Source organism: Rhizobium sp. IBUN, from assembly GCF_000510625.1.
GTDB lineage: Bacteria > Pseudomonadota > Alphaproteobacteria > Rhizobiales > Rhizobiaceae > Rhizobium > Rhizobium altiplani.
Genome location: NZ_AZNV01000072.1, coordinates 1 through 18,518 on the forward strand (window position 1 = coordinate 1; position 18,518 = coordinate 18,518).

Genomic DNA, 18,518 nt, shown 5'->3' on the forward strand with positions numbered 1-18,518 from the left:
CGATACTTCAATGAGAAGTTCGCCGAATACGACCTCACCGCCAACATTGCCTTCAGCTGCGATGACACCTATGCGCTGGTGTCGCTGGTCTCTGCCGGACTTGGCATCGGCTTTGCCCCGGAATGGACGCTTGATCTTCCCAATCGCGGCTTCGAGCTGAAGAAGGTAAGCGGAATCGACTTCCGGATCGGGCTTGGGATCGCCTGGAGCAAAGAAGATCCAACCGCTGGGCGCGACGATATTGTCGACATCGCGCGGTCGCTGGCAAGGGCAGGGCGGTAATTGCACTCTCCGCGACTTCGCAACCGCAAAGCTGCGCAATCGAGATTTTATCGACCCGAAGCGGCGCGACTTGGCCGCAGAACGAGCGGAAAGAAGTAGCGCTCTGTCCTGGCTCTAGAGGAATTGTCGGCGGTTGCTTGCGTGATTATCAAGTTGGCCCCGGCGCGAGGGACGAGCACATTTCGGGCCTCATCAGGACGTCATCGGTATGTAATCGCGACCGCTGTCGATCGTTGTGGGCCGGCCATCGAGAGACAACTCGGCGATCCGTGGCTTTGATTGAGCGATAATCTTGCCCCGGCGGATGACCCAAAGCCGTGTGGGCTTGAGCCGTAATGCCTCAATCGGGTCGGCTGCCTGCAGGACAACAAAGTCCGCGTTGCAGCCTTTCATCATGCCATAACCTTCAAGACCCATCGTCTTTGCAGAGTTCAGCGTAAGGGCGTCGAAGATCTTTTTCTTGTCAGCGATGCCGGCCATCTGCGCGACATGGATCGCCATATGTCCGACTTCCAGCATGTCGCCCGAGCCCATCGAATACCAGGGATCCATCACGCAGTCGTGCCCGAAGGAGACGTTAAGCCCGGCATCCATCAGTTCACGCACACGTGTCATGCCGCGGCGCTTGGGATATGTATCGTGCCTGCCCTGTAGCATGATGTTGATCAGGGGATTGGGGATGACATTGATTTCGGCCTCGGCCATCAGCGGGATGAGCTTTGAGACATAGTAGTTGTCCATCGAATGCATCGAGGTAAGGTGGGAGCCGGCAACACGCCCCTGAAGGCCGAAACGCACAGTCTGGGCGGCCAGCGTTTCAATGTGACGCGACATCGGATCGTCCGTCTCGTCGCAATGCATGTCGACCGGAAGTCCACGATCAGCGGCGATCCTGCACAGCGCCTCGACAGAGGCGCGGCCGTCTTCCATCGTTCGCTCGAAGTGCGGAATACCGCCGACAATGTCGATTCCCATGTCGAGGGCACGGTTCAGCGACTCGACGCCGGCTTGCGCCCGGTAATAGCCATCCTGCGGAAAGGCAACGAGTTGCAAGTCGATGTAGGGCTTTACCCGTTTTCGAACCTCGATCAGAGCCTCGGCGGTTACCAGACGTGGATCGGACGTATCGACGTGGCTTCTGATGGAAAGAAGGCCCTGGCTTACGGCAAGGTCGCAGTAGCGCAGGGCGCGATCGACCAGCGCCTCCTGTGTCAATGACGGACGGAGCTCGCCCCAGAGCGAGATGCCTTCCAGCAGCGTGCCGGAGATGTTCATTCGCGGCAGGCCGAGTGACAGCGTGGCATCCATATGAAAATGGGGATCGACGAAGGGAGGCGTCACGAGCCGGCCCGTTGCATCGATTTCCGTGCCGGCAGACGCCTGGATCTGATGCTCGACGGCAACAATCTTTCCGTTCTCCGCTGCAATGTCGATCCCGGTGCGGCCATCGGGGAGGTTCGCTTTTCTGATGATCAGCTCGAACATTGGGTCTCCTTTTATCGTTCGCCACGGCGATAGGATTGCATCAGGGCCTGAGGAACGCGCGCGCGGCGGGCCATGACGGCGAGCGCCAGGATCGACAGGACATAAGGCGTCATCAGAAAGATCTGATAGGGGATGCCCTGGACGACGGTCTGCAGGCGAAGCTGGAAAGCGTCGAAGAAGGCAAAGAGCAGCGCTCCGAAAAGCGCACGCCCGGGTCTCCAGGATGCAAAGACGACGAGCGCAATGCAGATCCACCCACGACCCTGGACCATGGTCGGGAAGAAGCTGTTGAAGGCTGACAGCGTCAGGAACGCGCCGCCCATGCCCATCATCGCGCTGCCGACGATCACCGCACCATAGCGTATCCGGATCGGATCGACGCCCTGAGCCTCTGCCGCATGCGGGTTTTCGCCGGTCATGCGAATTGCAAGACCAAGCGGCGTGCGAAAGACGACGTAGGCAAGAAGGAGCGCAATGAGGATGGCGAGATAGGTGGGTGCTGTCTGCGTGAAAAAGGCCGGTCCAACAAATGGCACGGTGGAAAGGCCAGGGATGCTGATTGGCTGGAAGGGGACGATCGTTGGCGGTGTGCCGGCCACGGGGACGATCAGACGGAACACATAGTAACTGAAGCTTGAGGCAAACAGGGTCACGCCAAGACCTGAGACATGCTGGGACAGGCCGAGCGTAACGGTCATCGCGGCGTGCAGGAAACCAAACACCATGCCTGCCAGCGCAGCCACAAAGAGACCGGTCCAAAGGTCAGCGCCATGATAGACCGCAAGCCAGCCGATCATCGCGCCGAAGGTCATGATGCCCTCGATGCCGAGGTTGAGAACGCCGGCTCGTTCGCACAGAAGTGCGCCAAGAGTGCCAAAGATCAGAGGAGTGGCAATTCGAAGGATCGCCGCCCACAGGCCCGCCGATGAGATGATGTCGACAATAACGTTCATCGCCGGATCCTGTATTGGGTGAAGAACAGGGCAACGAGCATCGTCAGGAGCGACAGCGCTACCGTTACATCAGCGATGTAGCTTGGTATGGCGAGGCTGCGGCTCATGCCGTCGGCACCGACGAACATGGTTGCCGTGAACAGTGCCGCGAGCACGACGCCGAGCGGGTTCAGGTTGGCGAGCATCGCGACGACGATTCCTGAATAGCCGAAGCCAGGAGACAGATCCGTGGTGACGTAGCCCTTGACGCCGAGGACCTCGATTGCGCCGGCAAGTCCCGCAAGGCCCCCGGAAAGGCAGGCAACCTTGACCAGGGTCCGCGTCAGCGGCACGCCGGCAAACGCTGCACCCTGCGGACTGAGGCCAGCAGCGCGTGACTGCATGCCAAAGACCGTCCTCGTCTGCAGGAAATGGATGATGACAGCAAGGACGATCGCAATCAGGAGGCCGATATGGAGCCGCGAGCGCGCAACCAGCTTCGGCAGCATGGCATGGTCGACCACTGACTGCGACTGCGGCCACCCGAAGGCCATTGGATCCTTCAGCACACCGTTGATCAGCATGGAGACAAAAAGCAGCGCGATGAAGTTGATCAGGAGGCTGGTCACCACCTCATCAACAGAGAAGCGCAGTCTGAGCCACAGCGGGATGAGGATCAGTACCATGCCCGCAACAGCACCGATCAATAGCAAGGCGGGAATAAGGATCGGGCCCGGCAGGCCTGCCAGCATGTTGGAGCCGCAGGCGGCGACTGCGATAGCGCCGACGTAGAACTGGCCTTCCGCGCCGATATTCCAAAGCCTCGCCCGAAAGGCCGTCGCGGCGGCAAGACCTGTCAGGATAAGGGGCGTCGCCCGGGTCAAGGTCTCGGTCGCCGAGAGACGTGAGCCGAAGGCGCCAATCAGGATGCGCCGATAGGCTTCCAGGACCGGCGCGCCGGCGATTGCGATCAGAATGCCGGCAAGCAGAAGTGCTGAGACGACGGCAGCGATCGGCGAACCGACCAGGAGATAGACCGGCCGATGCTCGCGGCGTTCAAGGCGCATGTCTGATCTCCGTAGGTGTCTCACTCCAGTCGCCCGCCATCATCAGGCCCAGGCGGCGTGCATCGACGTCTCCCGCGTCGACCGGTGGCGACAGCCTGCCACCAACAATCGCCTGGATGCGGTCAGCAAGCGCGATCACTTCATCAAGATCCTCGGAGATCAACAACACCGCAGTACCCTGCCTGCGGGCTTCAAGGATCCGGGCGTGGACGGCGGCAACCGCACCCTCGTCGAGACCGCGTGCCGGCTGGGCGGCGATCAAAATACGGGGACGCTGCTGCAGATTCCTGCCGAGGATGAGCTTTTGCATGTTCCCACCCGACAGGAGGCGGGTACGGCTGCGCGGCGCACCACCCCTCACGTCAAAGGCATCGATGATCTCCCGGGCAAACGTCATGCCTGCCTTGCGGTCCACCATTCCGGCCCGGGAGAAAGCGGGAAGACGCTCGAGCACGACGTTTTCCCATATCGCCATTTCGCCGATCGCCCCTTCCTTGTTTCGGTCTTCGGGAATGCGGCCGATGTCAGCTGCTACGATGTCCGCCACGTCGAGATTGCCGACATTTTTTCCGAACAGGATGAGGTCACCCGCCGTGCGGGACAGCACGCCGGACAACAAGGCTGCCAAGGGCGCCTGGCCGTTGCCGGAAACGCCGATGATCCCGAGCACCTCGCCTTCGCTGAGTTGGAAGTTGATGCTCTTCAGCCTGTCAACCCCGCCAACTCTGGAGGTGATGCCAACGCCTTTGAGGACAACCGCGCCGGGTGTCGATGGTTCGCGAACGGGGCGGCTGACCCGGTGGCCCACCATCAGTTCAGCGAGTTCGGCCTTGCTGGTTTCCGACTGAAGACGCTCGGCGACCATCTTGCCGCCGCGCAGCACGACAATCCGGTCGGCCGCGGCCATGACCTCATCCAGCTTGTGGGAGATGAAGATCACCGACAATCCCTGACGGGCCATCTCCTTCAACGTCGAGAACAGCCTTTCGGCCTCGATATTGGTGAGAACGGCGGTGGGTTCGTCGAGGATCAGGATTCGAGCATCGTTGAAAAGCGCCTTGAGAAGCTCGACCCGTTGTTGCTCCCCGACCGAAAGATCACCGAGGCGCTCGTCAGGATCGACCTTGAGGCCGAAACGATCCGAAATAGAAAGGAGCTTCCTGCGCGCGGCATTTGTACTCGAGCGCAACGCCCAGAGTTTCTGCGTTCCGGTCATGATGTTCTCGATGACCGTGAGATTTGGCGCGAGCGAGAAATGCTGGTGCACCATGCCAACGCCAGCCCGGATTGCCTCGCGGGGCCTCCCGGGCGGCAGCTCACGGCCATGGATCACTATCCGGCCGGTGTCTGGTACGTAGTGGCCAAAGAGAATGCTCATCAACGTCGTCTTGCCGGCGCCATTCTCGCCAAGAAGTGCGATAATTTCTCCTTCCTTCAGCGACAGCGAAATGTCGTCGTTGGCAAGGTTGTCGCCGAACCGCTTTGAGACACGGGAGATATCGAGCACGGTGGTCATGCAGCCGATTCCGCAATTGGGAAGGGATGTTGCCACCTTCCTTCGGCTTCCAGTCTGAAGGCAAGCGACAGGAGCTGCAGATCGCGGCCGATTGGCGCCATCAGCTGGATCGGTAGCGGCAGGCCGGCGGCATCTGACCCGAAAGGAAGCGTCAAGGCAGGGACTCCCGAGACATTGGCGAGTGGCGCGAGCGGCGCGAAGGCAGCCATGCGTTCGAAATGCAGCTCGGTGTCGGCATGATCCGATGGGAACGAACCGACCGCAAGTGGTGCCGACGACAGCATTGGGGACAGAACGCAATCAACCCTGTCGAACAGGGCCCACATATGATGGCTGACGAGAACAGCCTTGTTCAGCGATGCCCAAAGGGCGGCGGCAGGCATCGCGCTGCCCTGTTCGGCGACTGCCTGTGTCAGGCGCTCGGCCATTGCCATGTCGAGGGCAAGGTCCTGGACCAGGTTGAACAGGTTGACGGCGACTATGTCCTCGAAAACGCGCGCGCTGTCTTCTACGGTGGTTTCAAGATCACTCCACCGTAGACGGACGATCTCGTGGCCGTCGATCTCGAGCGCGGTGGCCGCCGCCTCGACAGCATCCAGCCGGTCAGCGGCGGTTGGAAACCGCACGCCGGTATCCGTCAAGAGGCCGATCTTCAGGCGGGACGAAGGGGGGGCTGTCATGGACACATCTGGGAAAGGGCCGCGCGCTTTACCGCTCAACGCTGTGAGAGCGAGCTCGGTGTCCCGGACCGAGCGCGTCACGACGAATTCGCTCGCGATACCACCGAGATGATTACCGAACGAAGGACCCGCTGGCATGGCGCCCCGGCTGGGCTTCAGGCCAACCAGGCCGCAGCAGGCGGCGGGAACCCGAATGGAACCGCCAGCGTCGGTCGCATGTGCTGTTGAAACGATGCCGGCGGCAACAGCTGCGGCGGCACCACCCGATGAACCGCCAGCAGTTCGCGATCGGTCATGCGGATTTCGACAGACCGGACCAATCGTTGGCTCACTTGCGAGCGACAGCCCGAATTCAGGACTCGTGGTCAGCCCAAACAGGCAAAAGCCGGCCGCGCGGAACCGCGCCGCAAGCTCGGAATCCGCATCGCCGGAGTCTCGCTTGAAAAGACGTGAACCGGCTGCAACCGGCAGTCCCTTGAACGGACCGCCAAGATCCTTGGCAAGCGTCGGCACCCCACCAAACGCACGCGCAGTAAAACGGATCGGGGCCGACCGACGCTCGTCGTCGGCCGCCTGGGCTGCCGCCAGCCCCATGGACGCATCAAGATGAGTAATGGCACCAAGACTGGAAAGGCGGGTGGCAGCGGCCAGGGACAGCCGCATCGCCTCCGTTGCGGTCAGGTGGCCGGAACGGATCAGTTCCGAAACGTCGGTGGCGTCTACTGGCCGTTTGCCGGGCATGGATCGGCCGAATTACTTGGGCTGTTCCATGTTCTGCGGCACCTCAAACTTGCCGGCCTTGATGTCGGCGCGCTTGGCTTCCATGGCCGCTTCCGCGTCTGCCGGTGCCACGCCCTTCACAAAGACGATGTCGCTTCCGCCTTCCTTCATCAGGCCGAAGGCCGTGTAGTTGCGGCCGACTGGCTTGCCCGCAGCCACATCGGCAATCGCCGCATTCAGAATGGGCCGGAATCCCCAGAGGGCATTCGCAAAGACGGTGTCGGGATAGCGCGGGGTATAGTCTATCAGTGATCCGACAGCCTTGATCTTGCGTTCCTTGGCTGCATCGGCAGTGCCGATGCGCTCGCCAAACAGGATGTCCGCACCAGCATCGATCTGGGCAAGGCCCGCCTCGCGCGCCTTCGGCGGATCGAAGAACGTCCCAATGAAGGCAACGAGATGCTTGCAGTCAGGATTGACCGATTTGACACCTTCGGCGAAGGCGTTGATCAGCATGTTGACCTCGGGAATAGGCATGGCACCGACGGAGCCGACCACGTTCGACTTGGTCATCTTGCCTGCCAACATTCCCGCGAGATAGGCGCCGTCGTAATTCCAGGTGCCGAAGACGCCGAAATTGCTGCCTTCTTCCTTGCCACTCGATCCGAGAACAAAGGCCGTGTCGGGGTAATCGGCCGCCACCTGGCGCGCTTCCTTTTCGACAGCATAGGCTTCGCCGATGATCAGCTTGTTTCCTTGCTCGGCATATTCGCGCATGGCGCGGGGATAGTCGGTCCCGGAAACGCCTTCTGAAAATACATATTCAATCACGCCTTCCTTGGCGGCGTCCTGCAAGGCCTTGTGAAGACAGGAATTCCAGGCGTTCTCGACAGGCGAGGCATGGATGCCTGCCACCTTCAATGGGGCGGCGGCGCGGGCGATCGGCGCCAACCCGCTGACGCCCAGGGCAATGCCCGAGGCCATGAGCGCGCGACGTGACATGAGAAGGTCTTTTGTCATGATTGTTCCCCTTTTTTTACCGTTTGGTTCAAAACCATATGGAGGGGCTAAAAAAGTGTCAAGCGAGGTCCGGGTTTAAAAAATGGGCATAGCCAATCGCCGTCGGCAACATCGTGTGTTGCCGTCGGGCTGGCGGTTCCAGTGCTGCTGATGCGCCTGGGGTTTTCGTTGCGGAGCCAGCTGTTGGACCCACAGACGAGGTGACTTGTCGCCGCGACGCTTACCGGGCCGGAAGGGGCGTCGATGAACTGAATGCAAAGGAGCAAGTTGTCCTGCGTGCCGGCTCCGCCGTCGCGTCCTCAGCGCCCCCGATCGGCCCATGATGTCGCGGGCGTGCTCAGAAGCTAACGGGCGATGGGATGATGATGCTCACGTCTCGCCGGGAAGGATATGTGATGCCTCTGGACGCCATGACACCCAGATCCGCCCGCCAGGCTCGAGCTTGAGGCGATCCAATTCCTCGTGGCTCTTTTGTGCCTTGATTTCGATATGACCAGAAGCTTCCAGATGAACCACGGCGGTGGCGCCGACGAATTCCTCGCCGACGACGCAAGCCTCGAGACAGTTCCACTCACCGGAAGGCCGCTCCGGGGTCAGCTGAATACAGTCGCTGGAGATCGCAAACGTCGCCTTGTCTCCGGCAGACAATTGCCGGGCAGGGGTATCGGCAACACGAAATTCGCCAACAGGCGTCGCGATCTTCATGGCGCCTGCAGCGGCAGCAGTCACCTTGCCGGGGAAGATGTTGGACGAACCGAGAAACTCTGCCACGAAGCGCGTGCGAGGTGTCCGGTAAATCTCTTGCGGCGTGCCTGTCTGTTCGATCTTGCCGCGGCTCATGATCACGACACGGTCGGCCATGGAGAAGGCTTCCGACTGGCTGTGGGTGACATAGACGAAAGTGATCCCAAGCTCACGCTGCAGGTTGGCGAGCACTGTTTGCATCCGGACCTTGAGGTGGGCGTCAAGCGCCGAGAGCGGCTCATCGAGCAGCAGGATCTCTGGTTCGGTGACCAGCGAGCGGGCAAGCGCCACGCGCTGACGCTGGCCGCCGGAAAGGTGGGCGACATTCCGGTCGGCGAACTCCGAGATCTGCATTCGCTCCAGCCACTTCTCGACCCGTTCTCGGCGCTCTTCTTTCGCGACGGCGCGCATCCGCAGACTGAACTCGATGTTTTCCCGGACCGTGAGGAAGGGAAAGAGCGCCAGGCTCTGCCAGACCATCGGCGTGTCGCGTTGCCATGTCGGCAGCTCGTTGATGCGTTTGCCGGCAAGCCGGATTTCGCCATCGCTCGGTGTTTCCAGACCCGCGAGCATGCGCAGCGTCGTCGTCTTGCCGCAACCCGAGGAGCCCATGATGGCCAGAAACTCCCCCTTGTTGATCTCGAGGTGGATTGGGCTGACGGCGGTAAAATTGCCGTAACGTTTCGTAACTCCGTCGAAAGCGACCAGGGGCTGCTCTGTCATGACTGCCGGGCTCCATTGTTGATCGAGGATGGTGGATTGCCTCGCTTCATGAGAAGGGCCTGAGCGACGATCACCAATGTGATTGAGGCAAGGAAGACAAAGGTGCCGATGACGTTGATGCGCGGGCTGACTTGTCCCTGCAAAAAGCCGAGCACTTTCACAGGCAGGGTCTCGTTGAGACCGGACACGAACCATGATACCGCAAACTCGTCAAAGGACACGGCCATGGTGATCATGAGCGAGGCGAAGATTGCCGGCTTGCAGAACGGGATGATCACATTGCGCATTGCCTGCCATTCCGACGCACCGAGGTTCCATGCGGCTGCTTCCAGCGACGGGTCCATCTGCGAAAGCCGCAAGCGGGTGATTGCCATCGCAAACGGTGCACACATGACCACGTGCGCAATGATGACCGAATGAATGGCCCCTGAGAGCTCGACGTTTGAAAGAAAGGCCAGCATCGCAAGGCCAAGGATGACGACCGGAATCGTCGGGGGCAGCAGCGCCAGGGCGACATAGATCGTCTTGCCAAAGAACCGGTAGCGGAAATCAGTATAGGCTGCACCGAAGCCAAGGAGCGTCGAAGCACATGAGACGGCGATGCCGACGATAAGGGTATTGCGCAAGCCTTCAAAGACGAGCGGGTCGGCAGCCACTGCCTTGTACCAGACGGTCGAGAATCCTCCGAGCGGAAGCGAGGGAAACCGGTCGACATTGAAGGAAAAGACAAAGCTTGCGGCGATAGGCGCGAAAATGAAAGCGAGGGCCAGCACGATATAGGCCTGCAGGGCCAGGTCGATTGCCAGGTTGCGATTGTGATTCATTGCCCGCGCTCCCGATAGGCAAAGCGAACGGCGGCAAAGGCAACAGCGAGAAGGGTCGCGATCATGACAAGCGCGATGACTGCTGCACGCGGCCATTGTTGACCGGATTTCGTGGTGTCCGTGATCAGGATGGACAGTGTTGGCGGATCGCCGCCACCGAGATAGAGGGGGCTCACAAAGTCGCCAAACGTAAGGATGAAGCAGAACAGCGCTGCAATGACCAGGCCAACCTTGGCAGCCGGAATGACGACTTCGACAACAGTGCGCAACCGGCCGCTGCGGAGGTTATGCGCCGCCTCGATCAACGTCCTGTCGACAAAGACCAGGCTGAACAGTTGCAGCAGAATGACCAGCGGCAAGCTGAGCGTGAGATACCCGACGAGCTGGCCAAACACGGAATTGAGCATTCCGAATGGTCCGATACCTGCCTTGGCAAACAGGGCATTGAAGATGCCGTTGTCAGACAGGAATATCTGCCAGGAATAGATCCGCACGAGGTAGCTGGTGAAGAATGGCAGCACCATCAAGAAGACGATGCAGCGCCGCGCCTGTTCCGACAGCTTGAACGCGACGGCGTAGGCACAGGGAAAGGCAATTGCGCTGGTGATCGCCGCCGCGGTTGCGGCAAGACCGAGGGTCCTGAGATAGGCCTCCCAGAAGACACCGCGGCTAAGGACATAGGTCCAGTTGGTGAAGACGAAGGCTGGCTCCATGCGAAAGTTGCGCACGGTCCAGAAGCTGAGCGCCATGAGGAAGATAAGCGGCGCCAGGAAGAAGGCCAGTTGCCAGACAAGCAGCGGCACCGAAAAGGTGAGCCCGTAAAGCGTGATCGATTTCCGCATTCTTAGGGTTCCCGAACGAGACGAAACCGCCGGCCGCTTCGTGGCGTGGTCTGGCTCGGCAACAGGCGTAACGCTTGTTGCCAAGGCCGCGGCGACGGAAGGTCTCATGCGCCCTTGTAGTCCGACCAGAAGTCGTTCCAGTCTTCCAGGCCTTGCTGTATCGGAAGCTGGCGATAGTGGATGCGGCCGGAGCGGATGAGGTCCATCACATTGCTTTCGTTAAGGAGCATGCCTTGGCGCTTGGCTTCCTCGGGCGTTTCCTTTGCGAGCAGTTCCCACCCCTTTTGGTTGGGGATGAGCGCCGGGTAGGCTGCCATGTTTGCAGACTTCACCTGGCCCTTTGCCGAGGTGATGTACTGGATCCACTTCTTTGCTATATCCGCCTTTGACGATCCCCTTCCGATCGAGAAGGATTCGGTCCATTGAAGTCCACCTTCGGCGGGGATGACGCTGCGGACCTTTGCGCCATTCTTCTCGAGCGTACCGGTGATCCAGTCGCCGATACCGGCCATTGCCAGCATCTGGCCGTTTTGCAGCGAAGAGAACGTACCGCCGTAGTCGAAGAAACCGCCAATCTGCGGTCGCAACGTTGTGGTTTTCTCTCTCAGTTTCTCGAAAGCTGTCGCATCGATGTCGAAGGGCGCAGCGTTGCCATTGAGCAGGCTGATTTCGCCGAGGTTCGGCAGATGCCAGTCGAAATGACCGACCTTGCCCTTCAGCTTGTCGTTCCAGAAAACGTTGTAGGTCATCGCCTCCTTCTCGGCGATGGCCTCGGTATTGTAGGCGACACCGAGGAAGCCAAATCGCGTGAAGACCGAATAGAGCGTTCCGTCCTGCCAGTGGCCGGCAAATTTCTGGAACTCCGGGAAGTAGTCGTCGAAGGGATAGTCCTTCGGATCGAGCGCCTCGATATAGCCGGCGGCATTGAGCTGCTGGACATATTCCGCGTCGGACAGGATGATGTCGAAAGTGCCGGGTGGTGACTGGGCAATCAGGCCCAGCATGTTGTCGCCGCCGGTGTAATATTTCGGCTTGAACTTGACATTATGCTCGGCTTCGAAGTCCGCGACCACGTCAGGTTCGGCATGACCGTACCAGGCAAGCATGGTGATTTCTGTCGGTGCGGCGAAGGCGCGGCTGCTCAGCAAGGGGGTGGCAAGCATGGCGCCCCCCAGAGCACCTGTGGTCTTGAGAAACTGACGCCGGGTCGATCTTTCAGAACTGGTGTTGGTCATTGCATTCCCCTTTGCTGTTGTTGGCAAAAGGCTATGCAGCGCCGATGCATTTGGAAAATTAATTAAAATAATTTCCGCATTTGGAATGCTTATTGGCGGTCAAGCTCGACATGACGCCGTGTCGGGTCGCCGGAGACGCCGGCTTCGTCAAGCCGGGCGATCACATGATTGACCAGCCGAATACCGGCATCCGACAGGCGCGGATGCTTGTAAAATAATCCGACCCGGATCTCGGCAAGAGACGGGAATCCGTCCTCCTGCGTCAAGGCGCGCATGCCGGGCAGCATCGTGTAGCGTGTGAGTGCGCTGACACCGAGCCCATTGACAACAGCATTCTGGAGGCCGGCAATACCGGGGCCGGTATAGGCAATTCGCCAGCGCACCTTGGCGGCATCGAGTGCCTGGATCATGCGGGCGCGATAGGCACAACCCTCCGGATGGGCGGCGAGCGGTATGCCCTTGACCGTGTCCAGGCTTCCGTTTTCGGCGGCAGCCCATATCGGGCGCTCGATCCACGACCGCGATAGATATTGTGTGTGTTCGCTGTTGGCCATGGCAACGACGATATCAAGATCGTCGGCATTCAACCGTTCGAGGATTTCCGCGCTCCAGCCACAATGCAGCTCGAGGGAAATTTCGGGGTGCTGAGAGGTGTATTCGGTGATGACGCCTTGCAGGAATGCAACGGCATAATCGTTCGGCAGACCCACGCGCAACACGCCTGCGATTTTCGACCGATTGAAATAGGAAGCAGCCTCGTCGTTCAGGCGCAGGATCTCGCGGGCGTAGCTTAACAGCATCTCGCCCTCCGAGGTCAGCACAAGCGCGCGACCGACCTGCTTCAATAGCGAAGCTCCAACCAACTCTTCCAGGCGACGCATCTGCAAGGAGATTGCTGGCTGCGTGCGGCCCAACGCATCAGCGGCCTTGGTGTAGGCACCAAGATCAACCACCGAGACAAACGTCCGCAAAAGGTCTGTCTGGAAGTTCGTGATACTGCCCATCGGATTTGCATTCCTTATGTGGCGATGACGATTATAAATTTCCCATATCAAGAGACGAGGATCAAATCAAAGCTTCCGACCCATGTGAGGAACTTTGCCATGTCTCAACAGACCGTATTTGCCGCAGAACTTTCCTGGCCCGATTATGATGCCCGTGTGCGGGACGGATCGGTGCCAATCCTGATCCCTATCGGCTCCATGGAACAGCATGGCCATCATATGCCGATGAACGTCGATGTGCTCCTGCCGGTCGAATTCGCCCGTCGCGTAGCAGGCATGACCGGAGCCCTTGTGGCTCCGCCTTTCACCTACGGCTACAAGTCGCACCAGAAGTCCGGCGGCGGCAATCACCTTCCCGGCACGACGAGCCTTGATGGCGCTACGCTGGTGACTGCCCTGCGGGACGTCATCAAGGAATTTGCGCGTCATGGCGTACGGTCCATATGCCTGGTCAACGGCCATTTCGAGAATTCCTGGTTCATCATTGAGGGCATCGATCTTGCCCTGCGCGAATTGAGATGGGGTGGAACCGAGACCATGAAAATCGTGGTTCTTTCCTACTGGGACTTCGTCGACAAGGCGACGATTGCGCGTCTTTACCCGAATGGCTTTGCGGGCTGGGATCTGGAACATGGCGGCGTACTTGAGACTTCGCTCATGCTTGCGCTTTATCCGCAGCAGGTTGCGCTCGAGCGGGCGATCGACCATGCGCCGGCAAGTTTTCCACCCTATGATGTCTATCCCGCCAAGCCTGAGTGGACACCTGTGTGCGGCACGCTTTCCTCCCCTAAGGAAGCGACCGCCGAGAAGGGTGAGATACTGCTGCAGGTCTGCGTCGAAGGCATTGCGAAGGCGCTGCAAGCCGAGTTTGCCTCAGCATCCTGACAGAAACGAGAAAAGTGGCGGGTTATCCCGCCACTCAATTCAATAGTGTGCGACAGGCATTAGTTGCGGATGATGTTGTGCTCAGGGCCGAACGGAAAACCGGTGATGTTCTCCGCCCCATCTTCCTTGACGATCAGAATGTCATGCTCACGATAGCCGCCAGCACCTGCCATGCCTGCTGGCAGCATGACCATCGGTTCCATGGATACGACCATGCCCGGTTCCAAAACCGTTTCGATATCCTCGCGAAGTTCGACACCGGCCTCGCGACCGTAATAATGGGATAGCACACCGAAGGAATGGCCGTATCCGAAGGAGCGGTATTTCAGCAGGTCCCATTCGCGGTACATGTCATTGAGTTCTATCGCGATATCCCTGCAGCGCGCGCCCGGCTTTATGAGCTCAAGGCCGCGGCGGTGAACGGCAACATTCTTCTCCCAGATATCGAGGCTCGTGTCATCGACGTGGTCGCAAAAGAGGGTGCGTTCGAGTGCCGTGTAGTAGCCGAAGATCATCGGAAACGTATTCAATGACAGGATGTCGCCCGACTGAACCTTGCGGTTCGTGACCGGATTGTGGGCGCCGTCCGTGTTGATCCCTGACTGGAACCAGGTCCAGGTATCCATCAGTTCGACAAAGGGAAACGACTTGGCGATCTCGCGGACCATTGCGTTTGTCGTGGCGATTGCAACTTCGTGTTCGGGTACGCCCGCGCTGACGGCGGCGACACAGGCCGCGCCACCAACATCACAGATCCTTGCGCCCTCCCGGATGAGTTTCTGCTCTTCCAGCGACTTGATCGAACGCATCCACATCGAGGGCTGGGCGATATCGACGAACTCGACACCGGGAAGTGCCTCTTCCAACTGTCGTCGGTATTCGAGGTTGACGTGGTCGAATTCGATGCCGATGCGCCTGGCACCCCGCGTCAGTTGCCGTGCGGCGCGGTAGAAGTTGTCCCGCCGCCAGTCCGTATAGGTAATGTTGTCGCCATAGCTTCGACGCCAGGGCTGGCCGCCATCGATGCCGGCTGAAATCGTTGTCGCATTCTCGTGGTCGATGACCATGCCGTACTTGCGGCCGAAGTAGCAGTAAAGCCAACCGGAGTAATAATTGATGCAATGGTAGGAGGTGAGGAGCGCGGCATCGACGTCGTTCTTCGCCATCCAGTCGCGCAGGTCCTTCTGGCGCCGGGCCATTTCCTCGTCGGAAAATGGCGAGAACTCCTTCGCGCCATTGTGCCATTTCATCACGTGAAGCATGTCGTCGGTCATCGGAAATTCCTCCTGATTGGATGAGCAGTCCGAACTTATCGACGCGAATGACATTACGGAAATTTATTCACATGATACAAGAATAACCGATGCTTATCGAATGTGACCGCAACGGCCGGCGCGCGTATTGCCCCTGCGGTAAAAGGTGATGGAGAGCGTCGTGAGGGATGCCGGGGCGAACGACGCCAGAGGGCTGGTTGCTTCGTCAGCACGGATCATGTCGGCATCCTGGTCGCCCTCCGGCCTTCGTCACCCTTCAGCTCGTAGGCTGCAGGATCACACTGATGGAACGGTTTCGCCGTCGATCCGCAGAGCTGTCGGGCTCCTCCCATGGATCTTCCTGAACGCGCGGGAGAAATGCGATGCGTTGTCGAAACCGACATCAATCGCAATGTCCACTATTCGCCGATCTGTATTGATGAGAAGGTAGTGTGCGCGTCTGAGGCGCAGCTTGCTATATGCACGGGCAGGGGACATCCCCAATATGGTCCGGAACAAGCGTTCGAGCTGCCGGCGAGAAACGCTTACGCTGGCGGCGAGCTGTTCGATTGTCTTCGGAGCAACGAGGTTCTGCTCCATCGTCAGCAGGACGGCATTGACGCGGTTATCGATGTTGCCGTCGCCAGTAAGCTGACGGATCGGCAGACGAGCCTGGGCGTCCGTAAAATGTCTCGCGTGATTTATCTGAAGCACGTCGAGTGCGTTCTGCGCCGCGGCAGGGCCAATCCGCGATCGCACCAGGAACGCAGCCAGATCCGCTGCACTGCTTCCGCCGGCGCACGAGCCCCTTCTTCCGTCAAAATTGAAGAGCCGATCGGCGCGAACGCGAAGATGCGGGAAGCGGTCGCGGAATTCATCGACATGCAACCAGCTGACGCAGTTATGATGCGCGCCCATGAGGCCAGCCTCTGCGAGCATGAATGTTCCAGTGCATAGTCCAATCAGGGGGACACGTGCCTTTGCCGCCTGCTTGAGATAGGCAAGAGCCTCCGCGTCGCAGGACTGATCGGTTCCGAGCAGCCCACCGACGACGACAATGACGTCAAAGCGTTCAGGTGCGACAAGATCCGATGTCGGCGCAACGCTCACGCCGCAGCTCGATCGAATGAGATGCCGGGTATTGGCAAGAACCTCCCAATCGGCGCGCAGTCGGCGCGACCTGTCCAATTCATCGCCCGCCAATCTCAATGTATCAACGAACAAGGAGAACGCGGAGAGCGTAAACGACCGTGCCAGGATAAAACCGACTTTGAACTTCGACTGTGTTTGTCCTGCTGCCCGGCTTGGAAAGGTGCCAGGCTCGGGTCTATCGTGGCCTCGCCACATCAGCTGCTCCCGTTTTGTCTTGTTCCCGAGGGAGATTTGCGATGGCTGCACCGATTGGCCGAATGCTCGCAATACCCTCTCGAGAAGGATATGCGGGAGCCTCCCGCCACGCAAATAAGTACGCGTCATGGCCATATGAGGTTTGCTTATGGTGACCGAGGGCGGGAGATGCCTCTCATTCGACGATCTGCGGTAAGCGCCGCACCAGAAGCATCGTTACGATCCAGTGGTCGTCGTCCGACCACTCGAGCAAGACGTCGGCGCCACCCCGCCAACGGTGGTGATCGGAGCACATGTCACCGGGGACATTGACGATGTTCTTTGGCGAGTGACCGGGTGATCCATCCTTTGTGCCTCCTCATCGACGGGCCAGTCCCTGGGACCAAGTCTATGGAGGCTATCTTACGCCTCGTTGATTCGACTTGCATTTTGTCATCGGACGCCATGGACGGCCAACCGGATTGGTCCCGCATGGTGCAAAGCGCGGCCAGACGTCGCTCTGGCGTTGATGTGGCCGTATTCCCATATCGACCGGTATGGACACAAACAGTCAAAAGCTATCGGCGTTACTGCCTTTATAGGGCTGCCTGCCTGCTTTTGATCGCACGCTCTCCTTGTTCACAGCGGATACGCTCGTCTGTTTGAGGCTGGCCTGTCTTTGTCTGGTTTGCTTACCGACTAAGCCTGCGGGTGCGTTTGACAAGCTGCTCTGGAGTGCGGGGCCTAATACGATCGCAATGACGCCGGAGGTGGCAAGAAGGCCATCGACCGGCGCGGCGAAGACGAAATTGATAGCAGCGAACAGCGTTAGAAGATGGATGAGGCCGGCCATCAGGTCGAAAACGATCAGGGTCTATCGGGGCTTGGTCTCGAAGACCATCAACAGCCGGACAATGCCGATTGCGCATTGGGCGGCAACGAGCCACCATCCAATCTCGATGAGCTGTTGCCATACTCGGTAGCCAGGCTCCGCGGCATCAAATTGCGGAGCAAACGGCGAGCCGCCCATTCTCAGCACCAATATGTGAGAACGACGAAAACCACCAACCACCACGCTGCTCTCGCCCAGAGCGGCCATCTTCGCATGGTCCAGGGCAGCTCATCACAACAAACAATAGTAAAGTTGCGCTGATCTGGGCGGCTTCTTTTGTCATGTGAGTCCCATCGAAAACCGTGCACGGGGCCGTCGCAACCACGAGCCGAGAGTATGTTGACATCGGCCGCGATAGATGACCGGACTTGATGGCTTATCGTTCGACCGCCAGGTTGTTCCGAAACCGTGAGAAGGTAGCTGCCGGGTTTGGTGCGACAGCCGCCGAAGGCTTTCGAACATCACGGGGAAAATGGGGGCGGGGTCTCTCGTCTTGAATACGACGTATTGCTCATTATATGTAGGGTATCGACTTTTGCTTTTTGAGCTTTGCTTTGCGTTATATGACGCAGCTGGCGAACCTTTTCTTACAGACATCGATCATTGACTGCCGACGGCTCGTCGGGCAGCAACCAATCGTGCGATTGAAAAGGATAATCGTCATGAACACAGGTATCGTTAAATTCTTCAACACCACCAAAGGCTTCGGCTTTATCCAGCCTACGGACGGCAGCAAGGACATCTTCGTTCACATTTCCGCCGTCGAGCGTTCAGGGATGAGTTTCCTGTCTGAAGGCCAGAAGCTCAGCTTCGACGTTGTCGAGGATACCCGTTCGGGCAAGAGCGCCGCTGAAAACCTCCAAGCCGCCTAAAGAAACCATCGGTCTGTTGCCAGGGGTGTACTGGCATCGACCGAACATTTCAAAAGTCGGGACTCCCTTCCTTTCCTCGTTTTCAGAGATAGTGATCGAATGAAAAAGACAAATGCCGACCGGCAAATCCAGCGGGCCCTCCGCCAGGTGAAGAACACCAGTGGCGGCGGTCACCTTGGCGGAACGAATTTCGGCCAATCGTACGATGCGAAGACA

At 59.1% G+C, this 18,518-nt stretch carries 17 protein-coding genes; 3 read left to right on the plus strand and 14 right to left on the minus strand.

Going from position 1 to position 18,518, the window contains the following annotated elements; translation table 11 throughout:
* Window positions 1-282 (plus strand): LysR family transcriptional regulator substrate-binding protein (locus RHIBUN_RS0131680; protein WP_025662713.1); only part of this gene is annotated, 282 nt, incomplete at its 5' end.
* Window positions 283-474: 192 nt separating this feature from the next.
* Here the strand turns inward: RHIBUN_RS0131680 and RHIBUN_RS0131685 are convergent.
* The 11 genes from RHIBUN_RS0131685 to RHIBUN_RS0131735 form a co-directional block, all read right to left on the minus strand.
* Complete coding sequence (locus RHIBUN_RS0131685) at window positions 475-1,767, minus strand: amidohydrolase family protein (protein ID WP_025662714.1); 1,293 nt, start codon at window positions 1,765-1,767, stop codon at window positions 475-477.
* 11 nt (window positions 1,768-1,778) lie between these two features.
* Entirely contained in the window at window positions 1,779-2,720 is a 942-nt protein-coding gene (locus RHIBUN_RS0131690; RefSeq protein ID WP_025662715.1) for an ABC transporter permease, read from the minus strand.
* Window positions 2,717-3,766, minus strand: a complete 1,050-nt coding sequence (locus tag RHIBUN_RS0131695; protein ID WP_025662716.1) for an ABC transporter permease — start codon at window positions 3,764-3,766, stop codon at window positions 2,717-2,719. Before RHIBUN_RS0131695 ends, RHIBUN_RS0131690 begins: the two co-directional genes overlap by 4 nt.
* Entirely contained in the window at window positions 3,756-5,282 is a 1,527-nt protein-coding gene (locus RHIBUN_RS0131700; RefSeq protein WP_025662717.1) for an ABC transporter ATP-binding protein, read from the minus strand. The genes RHIBUN_RS0131695 and RHIBUN_RS0131700 overlap by 11 nt, the downstream gene beginning before the upstream one ends.
* On the minus strand, window positions 5,279-6,703 hold the full coding sequence (locus tag RHIBUN_RS0131705; RefSeq protein ID WP_025662718.1) for an amidase: 1,425 nt from the start codon (window positions 6,701-6,703) through the stop codon (window positions 5,279-5,281). Before RHIBUN_RS0131705 ends, RHIBUN_RS0131700 begins: the two co-directional genes overlap by 4 nt.
* A gap of 12 nt (window positions 6,704-6,715) precedes the next feature.
* Window positions 6,716-7,702 carry a BMP family protein gene (locus RHIBUN_RS0131710; protein ID WP_018860273.1) on the minus strand — a complete coding sequence of 329 codons (987 nt, stop codon included), beginning with the start codon at window positions 7,700-7,702 and terminating at the stop codon, window positions 6,716-6,718.
* Window positions 7,703-8,071: 369 nt separating this feature from the next.
* A complete protein-coding gene (locus tag RHIBUN_RS0131715; protein ID WP_025662719.1) occupies window positions 8,072-9,169 on the minus strand; it encodes an ABC transporter ATP-binding protein in 1,098 nt (365 codons plus the stop codon).
* On the minus strand, window positions 9,166-9,993 hold the full coding sequence (locus RHIBUN_RS0131720) for an ABC transporter permease (RefSeq protein ID WP_025662720.1): 828 nt from the start codon (window positions 9,991-9,993) through the stop codon (window positions 9,166-9,168). Before RHIBUN_RS0131720 ends, RHIBUN_RS0131715 begins: the two co-directional genes overlap by 4 nt.
* Window positions 9,990-10,835: an ABC transporter permease gene (locus tag RHIBUN_RS0131725; RefSeq protein WP_025662721.1), complete on the minus strand. Its 846-nt coding sequence runs from the start codon at window positions 10,833-10,835 to the stop codon at window positions 9,990-9,992. The genes RHIBUN_RS0131720 and RHIBUN_RS0131725 overlap by 4 nt, the downstream gene beginning before the upstream one ends.
* Window positions 10,836-10,939: 104 nt before the next feature.
* On the minus strand, window positions 10,940-12,070 hold the full coding sequence (locus RHIBUN_RS0131730; RefSeq protein ID WP_025662722.1) for an extracellular solute-binding protein: 1,131 nt from the start codon (window positions 12,068-12,070) through the stop codon (window positions 10,940-10,942).
* 89 nt (window positions 12,071-12,159) lie between these two features.
* Window positions 12,160-13,074 carry a LysR substrate-binding domain-containing protein gene (locus RHIBUN_RS0131735; RefSeq protein ID WP_025662723.1) on the minus strand — a complete coding sequence of 305 codons (915 nt, stop codon included), beginning with the start codon at window positions 13,072-13,074 and terminating at the stop codon, window positions 12,160-12,162.
* 99 nt (window positions 13,075-13,173) lie between these two features.
* Here RHIBUN_RS0131735 and RHIBUN_RS0131740 point away from each other — a divergent pair, with 99 nt between their 5' ends.
* The gene (locus RHIBUN_RS0131740; RefSeq protein ID WP_025662724.1) at window positions 13,174-13,959 is read left to right on the plus strand and encodes a creatininase; all 786 of its coding nucleotides are present in this window, start codon (window positions 13,174-13,176) and stop codon (window positions 13,957-13,959) included.
* A gap of 59 nt (window positions 13,960-14,018) precedes the next feature.
* Here RHIBUN_RS0131740 and RHIBUN_RS0131745 read toward each other — a convergent pair whose 3' ends face one another.
* The 3 genes from RHIBUN_RS0131745 to RHIBUN_RS0131760 all read right to left on the minus strand — a co-directional run bounded on the left by RHIBUN_RS0131745 (window position 14,019) and on the right by RHIBUN_RS0131760 (window position 17,637).
* Window positions 14,019-15,233, minus strand: a complete 1,215-nt coding sequence (locus RHIBUN_RS0131745) for a M24 family metallopeptidase (protein ID WP_025662725.1) — start codon at window positions 15,231-15,233, stop codon at window positions 14,019-14,021.
* A 276-nt stretch (window positions 15,234-15,509) separates the two neighbouring features.
* Window positions 15,510-16,559 (minus strand): GlxA family transcriptional regulator, encoded by a 1,050-nt coding sequence (locus RHIBUN_RS0131750; protein ID WP_025662726.1) that lies wholly within the window; start codon window positions 16,557-16,559, stop codon window positions 15,510-15,512.
* 853 nt (window positions 16,560-17,412) lie between these two features.
* Window positions 17,413-17,637, minus strand: coding sequence for a hypothetical protein (locus RHIBUN_RS0131760; RefSeq protein WP_025662728.1), 225 nt, complete (start codon window positions 17,635-17,637; stop codon window positions 17,413-17,415).
* A gap of 455 nt (window positions 17,638-18,092) precedes the next feature.
* Between RHIBUN_RS0131760 and RHIBUN_RS0131765 the strand changes: the two genes are divergently transcribed.
* The gene (locus RHIBUN_RS0131765; protein ID WP_018116770.1) at window positions 18,093-18,302 is read left to right on the plus strand and encodes a cold-shock protein; all 210 of its coding nucleotides are present in this window, start codon (window positions 18,093-18,095) and stop codon (window positions 18,300-18,302) included.
* The last annotated feature ends 216 nt before the right edge of the window (window positions 18,303-18,518 follow it).

Coding starts and splice junctions, on each gene's coding strand:
- RHIBUN_RS0131685 (WP_025662714.1), bottom strand. CDS start 1,767: ATGTTCGAGCTGATCATCAGAAAAGCGAACCTCCCCGATGGCCGCACC.
- RHIBUN_RS0131700 (WP_025662717.1), bottom strand. CDS start 5,282: ATGACCACCGTGCTCGATATCTCCCGTGTCTCAAAGCGGTTCGGCGAC.
- RHIBUN_RS0131725 (WP_025662721.1), bottom strand. CDS start 10,835: ATGCGGAAATCGATCACGCTTTACGGGCTCACCTTTTCGGTGCCGCTG.
- RHIBUN_RS0131705 (WP_025662718.1), bottom strand. CDS start 6,703: ATGCCCGGCAAACGGCCAGTAGACGCCACCGACGTTTCGGAACTGATC.
- RHIBUN_RS0131695 (WP_025662716.1), bottom strand. CDS start 3,766: ATGCGCCTTGAACGCCGCGAGCATCGGCCGGTCTATCTCCTGGTCGGT.
- RHIBUN_RS0131750 (WP_025662726.1), bottom strand. CDS start 16,559: ATGTGGCGAGGCCACGATAGACCCGAGCCTGGCACCTTTCCAAGCCGG.
- RHIBUN_RS0131690 (WP_025662715.1), bottom strand. CDS start 2,720: ATGAACGTTATTGTCGACATCATCTCATCGGCGGGCCTGTGGGCGGCG.
- RHIBUN_RS0131715 (WP_025662719.1), bottom strand. CDS start 9,169: ATGACAGAGCAGCCCCTGGTCGCTTTCGACGGAGTTACGAAACGTTAC.
- RHIBUN_RS0131745 (WP_025662725.1), bottom strand. CDS start 15,233: ATGACCGACGACATGCTTCACGTGATGAAATGGCACAATGGCGCGAAG.
- RHIBUN_RS0131730 (WP_025662722.1), bottom strand. CDS start 12,070: ATGACCAACACCAGTTCTGAAAGATCGACCCGGCGTCAGTTTCTCAAG.
- RHIBUN_RS0131735 (WP_025662723.1), bottom strand. CDS start 13,074: ATGGGCAGTATCACGAACTTCCAGACAGACCTTTTGCGGACGTTTGTC.
- RHIBUN_RS0131720 (WP_025662720.1), bottom strand. CDS start 9,993: ATGAATCACAATCGCAACCTGGCAATCGACCTGGCCCTGCAGGCCTAT.
- RHIBUN_RS0131760 (WP_025662728.1), bottom strand. CDS start 17,637: ATGGCCGCTCTGGGCGAGAGCAGCGTGGTGGTTGGTGGTTTTCGTCGT.
- RHIBUN_RS0131765 (WP_018116770.1), top strand. CDS start 18,093: ATGAACACAGGTATCGTTAAATTCTTCAACACCACCAAAGGCTTCGGC.
- RHIBUN_RS0131710 (WP_018860273.1), bottom strand. CDS start 7,702: ATGACAAAAGACCTTCTCATGTCACGTCGCGCGCTCATGGCCTCGGGC.
- RHIBUN_RS0131740 (WP_025662724.1), top strand. CDS start 13,174: ATGTCTCAACAGACCGTATTTGCCGCAGAACTTTCCTGGCCCGATTAT.